This window comes from Curtobacterium sp. MCLR17_040 (assembly GCF_003234735.1).
GTDB classification, from domain to species: domain Bacteria; phylum Actinomycetota; class Actinomycetes; order Actinomycetales; family Microbacteriaceae; genus Curtobacterium; species Curtobacterium flaccumfaciens.
On the sequence record NZ_QKTE01000017.1, the window covers coordinates 73,681 to 81,457 of the forward strand.

Annotated in this window: 8 protein-coding genes and 1 pseudogene; 7 read left to right on the top strand and 2 right to left on the bottom strand. The window is 71.7% G+C overall.

Going from position 1 to position 7,777, the window contains the following annotated elements; translation table 11 throughout:
- Positions 1 to 2 precede the first annotated feature (2 nt).
- The gene (ptsP, locus tag DEJ01_RS14045; protein WP_111031946.1) at positions 3 to 1,661 is read right to left on the bottom strand and encodes a phosphoenolpyruvate--protein phosphotransferase; all 1,659 of its coding nucleotides are present in this window, start codon (positions 1,659 to 1,661) and stop codon (positions 3 to 5) included.
- 251 nt (positions 1,662 to 1,912) lie between these two features.
- Between ptsP and DEJ01_RS14050 the strand changes: the two genes are divergently transcribed.
- Together DEJ01_RS14050 and DEJ01_RS14055 are read left to right on the top strand one after the other, a co-directional pair.
- Entirely contained in the window at positions 1,913 to 2,683 is a 771-nt protein-coding gene (locus tag DEJ01_RS14050; protein ID WP_027466423.1) for a DeoR/GlpR family DNA-binding transcription regulator, read from the top strand.
- Positions 2,684 to 2,752: 69 nt separating this feature from the next.
- Positions 2,753 to 3,025: an HPr family phosphocarrier protein gene (locus DEJ01_RS14055; protein WP_022905912.1), complete on the top strand. Its 273-nt coding sequence runs from the start codon at positions 2,753 to 2,755 to the stop codon at positions 3,023 to 3,025.
- A gap of 92 nt (positions 3,026 to 3,117) precedes the next feature.
- Here the strand turns inward: DEJ01_RS14055 and DEJ01_RS14060 are convergent, their stop codons facing one another.
- Complete coding sequence (locus tag DEJ01_RS14060) at positions 3,118 to 3,450, bottom strand: hypothetical protein (RefSeq protein WP_111046831.1); 333 nt, start codon at positions 3,448 to 3,450, stop codon at positions 3,118 to 3,120.
- A 52-nt stretch (positions 3,451 to 3,502) separates the two neighbouring features.
- Between DEJ01_RS14060 and DEJ01_RS14065 the strand changes: the two genes are divergently transcribed.
- From DEJ01_RS14065 to ribA, 5 genes and pseudogenes are all read left to right on the top strand, one after another.
- Positions 3,503 to 4,345, top strand: a complete 843-nt coding sequence (locus tag DEJ01_RS14065; RefSeq protein ID WP_110863349.1) for an exodeoxyribonuclease III — start codon at positions 3,503 to 3,505, stop codon at positions 4,343 to 4,345.
- Positions 4,346 to 4,386: 41 nt separating this feature from the next.
- A complete protein-coding gene (trpS, locus tag DEJ01_RS14070; protein WP_110863350.1) occupies positions 4,387 to 5,397 on the top strand; it encodes a tryptophan--tRNA ligase in 1,011 nt (336 codons plus the stop codon).
- A gap of 2 nt (positions 5,398 to 5,399) precedes the next feature.
- Positions 5,400 to 5,954 carry a GNAT family N-acetyltransferase gene (locus tag DEJ01_RS14075; protein ID WP_181438460.1) on the top strand — a complete coding sequence of 185 codons (555 nt, stop codon included), beginning with the start codon at positions 5,400 to 5,402 and terminating at the stop codon, positions 5,952 to 5,954.
- Positions 5,955 to 6,045: 91 nt separating this feature from the next.
- A complete protein-coding gene (ribD, locus tag DEJ01_RS14080; protein WP_375342384.1) occupies positions 6,046 to 7,131 on the top strand; it encodes a bifunctional diaminohydroxyphosphoribosylaminopyrimidine deaminase/5-amino-6-(5-phosphoribosylamino)uracil reductase RibD in 1,086 nt (361 codons plus the stop codon).
- A 29-nt stretch (positions 7,132 to 7,160) separates the two neighbouring features.
- Positions 7,161 to 7,777, top strand: a pseudogene (gene ribA / locus DEJ01_RS14085) (GTP cyclohydrolase II); the annotation flags it as partial.

The following is a 7,777-nucleotide window of genomic DNA, read 5'->3' on the forward strand; positions in this document are numbered from 1 at the left end:
GGTCAGGCGGCGTGCACCGCGGACGCGGCAGCGGACTTCGCGGCCGCCGCCGTGCTCGCGGCGAGTGCCGCCGTCGCCATCTCGCGGGCCTGTTCGAGCGTGTAGCGACCGAGTTCGGCGCGCACGTCGGCCAGGGCCGCGGGGGTCATGGAGAGGGTCGTGGCCCCGAGACCGACGAGGACGACGGCGAGCAGCGGGTCGGCTGCTGCCTCGCCGCAGATCCCGACGGCCTTGCCGGCGGTGGCGCCGGCGGTGCCGAGCTGCGCGACGAGGCGCAGGACGGCGGGGTGCCACGGGTCCTGGTAGGACGCGACGGTGCCGAGCATGCGGTCGGCGGCCATCGTGTACTGGGTCAGGTCGTTCGTGCCGATCGACACGAAGTCGGCGTTCTGGAACACCTGCTCGGCCATCAGCGCGAGCGACGGCACCTCGGCCATGACACCCGCGGTGCGGATGCCGAGTTCACGGGCCAGGGTGACGAAGTACTCGGTCTCCTCGGCGTCGGCGACCATCGGGGCCATGACCCACAGGTCGGCCTCGGTCGCGGCGTCGGCCTGGGCGAGCGCGGTGAGCTGGTCGCGCAGGACCTCGGGGTGGTTCCGCAGGGCACGCAGGCCGCGGCGCCCGAGGGCCGGGTTCTCCTCGTCCTTGTCGGTGAGGAACGGCAGGGGCTTGTCGGCGCCGGCGTCGAGCGCGCGCACGACGACCTTCTTGCCGGGGAACGCCGCGAGCAGCTGACGGTACGACTCCGTCTGCTCGTCGACCGTGGGGGCCTTCGGCGAGTCGAGGAAGAGGAACTCGGTGCGGAAGAGCCCCACGCCCTCCGCACCGAGAGCAACGGCGCCGGCGGCGTCGGCGGGGCTGCCGAGGTTCGCGAGCAGGGGCACGACGTGACCGTCGGCGAGGGCACCGGCGGTGAGCGGTGCCGCTGCGGCGGCGAGACGGTCGGCGATGCGGCGCTCGACGTCCGCGACCAGTGCGGCGTCGGGGTCGGTGACGACCGTGCCGGCGATGGCGTCCACGACGACGGACTGACCGTCGGTCAGGTCGTCGGCACCGGTCACGCCGACGATGGCGGTGATGCCCTTGGCGCGGGCGAGGATCGCGGTGTGCGAGGTCGGGCCGCCGTCACGGGTGACGAGCGCCAGGACCTTCTCGAGGTCGAGCAGCGCGGTGTCCGCCGGGGCGAGGTCGCGGGCGACGAGGACGAAGGGGGTGTCCGACTCGGGGACGCCGGGGGCGTGCACGCCGCGGAGCTTGGCGATGATGCGCTGGGCGACGTCGTCGAGGTCGGCCGCGCGCTCCCCCATGTAGCCGCCCATGCCGACGAGCAGGTCGCGGAACTGGGCGAACGCTTCGTACACGGCGCGCTCGGCGTTGGTGCCACCGTCGATGCGGGTGTGCACGTCGTCGAGGAGCGTCGGGTCCTGCGCCATGAGCGCCTGGGCCTCGAGCACGGCCTGGGCGTCGCCACCGGCGAGCTGTCCGCGCTTGTTGAGGTCGTCCGCCACGGCGGCCAGTGCGTCGTGCACGGCCTGCTTCGCGTCGTCCGCCGAGCCCACCAGGGCGTCCTTCGACGGTTCGCCGAGCGGGTCAGCCATCCGGAGCACGGGGCCGTGGGCAACGCCACGGCCGACGCCGGTGCCGAGCAGTTCGGACATTCGAGACTCCTTCATCTCACACGCGCTTGCGGTGGGGTGGATCGTTCGGTGCACACGACACGGGAACAGACCACGCCCGTGCGGCTGATCAGCACACTACCCCGCTTCGCGTTGACAAACAAACACATCCGGGGATAAAAATGCAGAAACAGATGCCCGTTTGCGTCTGGCGGATCGAACGCACGGGACGACATCGCGGATGTCGTGCCCGAGCATGTCCGTTCCGTTCCGACCCGAGACGACGAGGTCCGATGTACGCACCAGAACGCCACCAGCGCATCGTCGAGCAGGCGCGCGCGCAGGGCCGGGTGGACGTCAAGGACCTGGCCGAGCTGCTCGCCGTCACGCCCGAGACCATCCGCCGCGACCTGACGAGCCTCGAGCGCCGCGGCCTCGTCCGGCGCGCGCACGGCGGCGCGATCCCCGTCGAGCGCATCACCCTGCACCCCGGCGTCGGGGACCGCGGCGGCATCAACCAGACCGAGAAGATGGTCATCGCCGAGGCCGCCCTGGCGGAACTGCCCGAGAACGGCTCGATCATGATCGACGCCGGCACCTCGACCATCTGCCTGGCCGAGCTGCTGCCGACCGACCGCGGGCTGACCGTCGTCACGCACTCGCTCCCCGTCGCCACCGCCGTCGCGAACCGCCCGGGCATCGACCTGCACCTGCTCGGCGGCAACATCCGCAGCGACTCCCTGGCCGGTGTCGGCACCTGGACGCACCAGCTCATCGGCATGGTCAGCGTCGACGTCGCCTTCATCAGCATCAACGGCATCACGCCGGAGCGCGGCCTGACGACCCACAACATGGCCGAGGCCGCCGTGAAGAGCGCGATGATCAAGTCCGCCCGACGGAGCATCCTGCTCGCCGACCACACCAAGTTCGGCCGCGAGGAGTTCGGTCGCGTCGCCCCGCTCGCCGCGATCGACACGATCATCACCGACCCCGCCGTCAACCTCGACCTGGTCCGCGAGGTCGAGGCCGCCGGCACCGAGGTCTTCTGGCCCGGCCGACCCTGACCGCGCCCCGTTCCCGCCCACCCAGTGCTCGCTAGCATGAGCCAACCACCCATCGACAGGAGTACATCGATGTCCGAAGCCACCCGCACCGTGACCGTCGCCAGCGCATCCGGCCTGCACGCTCGCCCCGCATCCCTCTTCGTCCAGACCGTGACGGCGTCGGGGCACCAGGTCACGATCGCCAAGGGCGACAAGTCCGGGAACGCCGGCAGCATCCTCGCCCTGCTCGGGCTCGGCATCGAGAACGGCGACGAGGTCACCCTCACCGTCTCGGGCGACGACGCCGAGACCACCGCCGACAGCCTGGTCGAGTTCCTGAAGACGGACCACGACGCGGCCTGATCGCGCAGGTCGCGTCCTGCACGCGACCACCAGACGGACGGGAGGCCCGTGGCTGCGCAGCCACGGGCCTCCCGTCCGTCGTCCGGTCGCCGCTACGGCGCGATGGGCGGGATCGCGCGCAGCTCGCCCCAGGCGAAGGAGCTCTCGGCGATGAAGTCCTGCAGGTCGTCGGCGAGGTCTTGGAGGAGTCCGGGCAGGTCGTCGACGTCCTCGACGAGGCTCCTCGTCCCCTGGGTCTCGCCCCCGATCTTCCAGACGACGCTCATCGAGCCGTCGATGAGTTCGTCCTCCTCGTGGTCGAGTTCCCAGTCCCCGTGCGGGCTCACCCAGAAGCGGGCTGAGCGGAACTCGTCCGGACGGAGCATCTGCGCTGCCACGGGTCGGAACGCGGCGAGCAGCTCGCCGACGGTCATCACGACGGTCATGGGCAGATCGTACGACCGAGGGCTGTCGGCGCCCGCCGATAAGGTGTTCTGCATGACACGCCTGCGCCTCGCATCCGTCAACGTGAACGGCGTCCGCGCCGCCTTCCGCAAGGGCATGGGCGACTGGCTCGCCACCCGCGACGTCGACGTGCTGGCCCTGCAGGAGGTGCGCGCGTCGAGCGACGACCTGGCGGCGCTGCTCGGCGACGAGTGGGACATCGTGCACGACCCGGCGACCGCGAAGGGCCGGGCCGGCGTCGCGATCGCATCCCGACACTCCGCCCAGATCCACCGCGTCGCGCTCGGCCCGGACGACTTCGACTCGGCCGGCCGCTGGCTCGAGGCCGACTACGAGATCGGCGGGACGACCGTCACGGTGGTCTCCACCTACGTGCACTCGGGCGAGGTCGACACCCCGAAGCAGGACGAGAAGTGGAAGTTCCTCGACGCCATGACCGAGCGGCTGCCGGCACTCCGGGCGCACAACCCGCTCGCGGTCGTCGTCGGTGACCTGAACGTCGGGCACGACGAGCGCGACATCAAGAACTGGAAGGGCAACGTCAAGCGAGCCGGCTTCCTGCCGCGCGAGCGAGCCTACTTCTCGCGGTTCTTCGGCGCCGACGGCGAACCGGTCGAGGGTGCCGACGGTTCCACGGGTCCCGGGCTCGGTTGGGTCGACGTGGGCCGCGCCCAGGCCGGCGACGTCGACGGCCCGTTCACGTGGTGGTCGTGGCGCGGTCAGGCCTTCGACAACGACACCGGCTGGCGCATCGACTACCAGATGGCGACGCCCGACCTGGCCGCCAAGGTCACGGAGTACACGGTCGACCGCGCCGCGGCGTACGACCAGCGATGGTCCGACCACGCCCCCGTGGTCGTCGACTACGAACTCTGACCCCTCTTCTCTCGCTTCACCTGACGCACCGGAGCACCACCATGACCAAGACCCGCATCTTCTCGGGCATCCAGCCGTCCGCCGGATCGCTGCACCTCGGCAACTACGTCGGGGCGCTCATGCAGTGGAGGACCCTGCTCGACGACTACGACGCCATCTACTGCGTCGTCGACATGCACGCCATCACCTCGCCGCAGGACCCGGCCGAACTCCGCGCGAACACCCGGGCCACCGCTGCGCAGTACATCGCGTCGGGCATCGACCCGTCCAAGGCGACGCTGTTCGTGCAGTCGCACGTGCCCGCCCACGCCGAGCTCGCCTGGGTGCTGAACACCCTGACCGGCTTCGGCGAGGCGAGCCGGATGACCCAGTTCAAGGACAAGTCGGCACGCCAGGGCGCCGAGGCTGCGTCGGTCGGGCTCTTCACCTACCCGATCCTGATGGCCGCGGACATCCTGCTCTACGACACGAAGGTCGTGCCGGTCGGGGACGACCAGCGCCAGCACGTCGAACTCACGCGCGACCTGGCCGGACGCTTCAACTCGCGGTTCGGCGACACCTTCGTCACGCCCGAGGCACGGATCCTGACCGAGACCGCGCGCATCTACGACCTGCAGGACCCGACCAGCAAGATGAGCAAGTCCGCAGCGTCGGACAACGGCCTCATCCGCCTGCTCGACGACCCGAAGCGCACCGCGAAGAAGATCAAGTCGGCCGTCACCGACGCCGAGCGTGAGATCCGGGCCGACCGCCAGACGAAGCCCGGTGTGACGAACCTGCTGACGATCCTGTCGGCGTTCACCGGCACCTCGATCACTGCGCTCGAGGAGTCGTTCGCCGGCAAGGGCTACGGCGACCTGAAGGGCGAGGTCGCCGACGCCGTCGTGGCCGAGCTCGAACCGGTCCGCGCCCGCACGCTCGAACTGCTCGACGACCCGGCGGAGCTCGACCGGCTGCTCGCCGTCGGCGCCGACCGCGCCGAGTCGATCGCGCAGGAGACCCTGGCCCGCGTCTACGACCGCATCGGGTTCGTCCCGCGGTCGCGCGGCTGACCGTGCAGCCCGTCACGCTCGAGTCGGCGCGGGTCCGGCTCGACCTGCCCACCCGCACCGACACCGCGGCGATCACCGAGGCCTGCCAGGACCCGGAGATCGTCCGGTGGACGACGGTGCCGACGCCGTACCGCGAGCAGGATGCCCGGACCTTCGTCGACGCCCTGGTCGGACCGGGGTGGGCATCGGACCGCGAGTACACGTGGGCGATCCGACCGGCCGGTTCGACGTGGCTCGCGGGCATCATCAGCTACCGCACCGCCGGTCGTGACCTCGGGTTCTGGCTCGCACCGTCCGCGCGCGGTGCCGGACTCATGCACGACACCGTCCGGCTCGTCGTCGACTGGGCGTTCGAGCAGGGTGCGCCGGACGTCTACTGGGAGTGCTACGAGGGAAACGCAGCGTCGGCAGCGGTCGCCCGTGCGGCCGGGTTCTCGTTCACGGGCCTCGGCGCAGCCCGGGTCCCGGACCGGGACGGCGGCCCGACCACGGCGTGGACCGCACTGCGACGCGCCGATGGCACTCCCGCCTCCGAACTCCCCTGGCCCGTCGCCTGAACGCGCTCACATCCGTGGTGACGTGTCACCCAACCGCCGCCGGTAGGCTCGGCCCGTGAGCGACACGGCACGACCCACCGAGGTCCGGGCGATGCGCCGCGGGCTCGAACTCGCGGCCCTCGGGCCCGTCGTCGGCGACCACGCCCGCGTCGGCGCCGTGATCCTCTCCCCCACCGGCGAGGTCCTCGCCGAGGGGTGGCACAAGGGCGCCGGCACCCCGCACGCCGAGGTCGACGCGATGGCCAAGGTCGACCCGGCACTGCTGCGCGGTGCCACGGCGGTCGTCACCCTCGAACCCTGCAACCACGTCGGCCGCACCGGCCCGTGCGCCGTGGCCCTGCTCGACGCCGGGATCGCCCGGGTCGTGTACGCGATCGACGATCCCGGAGCCGACGTGCACGGCGGCGCCGATCGGCTGCGTGCCGCCGGGGTCCAGGTCGTCTCCGGCGTCCTGGCCGACCAGGCCGAGGCGTTCCTCGAACGCTGGCTGCTCTCGGTCCGGCTCGGCCGACCGTGGGTCACCGTCAAGTGGGCGTCCAGCCTGGACGGGCGCGCCGCCGCTGCCGACGGCACGAGCAAGTGGATCACCGGCGCCGCCGCACGCCAGCACGTCCACGAACAGCGCGCCGCCCACGACGCGATCCTCGTCGGCACCGGCACCGTCCTGGCCGACGACCCGAGCCTGACCGCGCGCGGGGACGCCGGCGAACTGCTCGCCGACCAGCCCCTCGCCGTGGTGCTCGGTGACCGCTTGGTGCCTGCCGACGCCTCCGTCCGTCGGCACCCGCGCGGGTTCGTCACCCTGCCCGGACACGACCTGGCCACCTCACTCGGCGCCCTGCGCGGGCACGGCGTGCACTCGGTGTTCGTCGAAGGTGGCCCCACGGTCGCCTCGGCGCTCATCGCCGCCGGACTCGTCGACGAGTACCTGGTGTACATCGCCCCGGTGCTGCTCGGCGGACCCCGGGTCGCCCTCGACGACCTGGGCGTGGGAAGCATCTCCGACCGTCGGCGGTTGGACGTACTATCGACCACCAGCCTCGGCCCCGACCTGCTGGTCCGAGCCCGACCGCACCGTCCGCAGCACCAGAACCAGCACCAGCACGACCGCCAGCAGCAGCACGCGACACCCGGGCTCGGGAACGACGGGCCCACGAACGACCGGAGCACCCCATGACCGATGCGCTGACCTCCCCCACGCCGGGGAGCCCGGTCAAGTTCGAGGTGTCGACGAACGTGCCGACCACCCACGGCACCTTCCAGATGCGCGCCTACCGCGACCTCGTGACGAGCGCGGAGCACGTCGCGATCATCGGCACCCTGCCGGACGGCTCGATGCCCGCCGACGGCGCGCTCGTCCGGGTGCACTCCGAGTGCCTGACCGGTGAGGCCTTCGGCTCGCTCAAGTGCGAGTGCGGCCCCCAGCTCGACGCCGCGCTCGACACGATCGCGGCCGAGGGCGGCGTGGTCATCTACCTGCGCGGGCAGGAGGGCCGCGGCATCGGCCTCATCAACAAGCTCAAGGCCTACCGCCTGCAGGAGGACGGTCTCGACACCCTCGACGCCAACCTCGCGCTCGGCCTGCCCGCCGACTCCCGTGCCTACGGCGGCGCCGCGGGCATCCTCGCCGACCTCGGCATCACCCGGGTCCGGCTGCTGTCGAACAACCCGGAGAAGCGCCGCCAGCTCGAGGAGCACGGCATCACCGTCGACTCCCTCGTGCCGCTCGTCGTCGGCATCTCGGCGCAGAACGCCGGGTACCTCGACACCAAGCGCGACCGGATGGGCCACCAGCTGCCCGAGCACCTCGAAGCGGGTGCCGG

Excerpts from the sequence above, each read along its gene's own strand:
- ptsP (WP_111031946.1), bottom strand. The coding sequence starts at position 1,661 with ATGTCCGAACTGCTCGGCACCGGCGTCGGCCGTGGCGTTGCCCACGGC.
- DEJ01_RS14050 (WP_027466423.1), top strand. The coding sequence starts at position 1,913 with ATGTACGCACCAGAACGCCACCAGCGCATCGTCGAGCAGGCGCGCGCG.
- DEJ01_RS14055 (WP_022905912.1), top strand. The coding sequence starts at position 2,753 with ATGTCCGAAGCCACCCGCACCGTGACCGTCGCCAGCGCATCCGGCCTG.
- DEJ01_RS14060 (WP_111046831.1), bottom strand. The coding sequence starts at position 3,450 with ATGACCGTCGTGATGACCGTCGGCGAGCTGCTCGCCGCGTTCCGACCC.
- DEJ01_RS14065 (WP_110863349.1), top strand. The coding sequence starts at position 3,503 with ATGACACGCCTGCGCCTCGCATCCGTCAACGTGAACGGCGTCCGCGCC.
- trpS (WP_110863350.1), top strand. The coding sequence starts at position 4,387 with ATGACCAAGACCCGCATCTTCTCGGGCATCCAGCCGTCCGCCGGATCG.
- ribD (WP_375342384.1), top strand. The coding sequence starts at position 6,046 with ATGCGCCGCGGGCTCGAACTCGCGGCCCTCGGGCCCGTCGTCGGCGAC.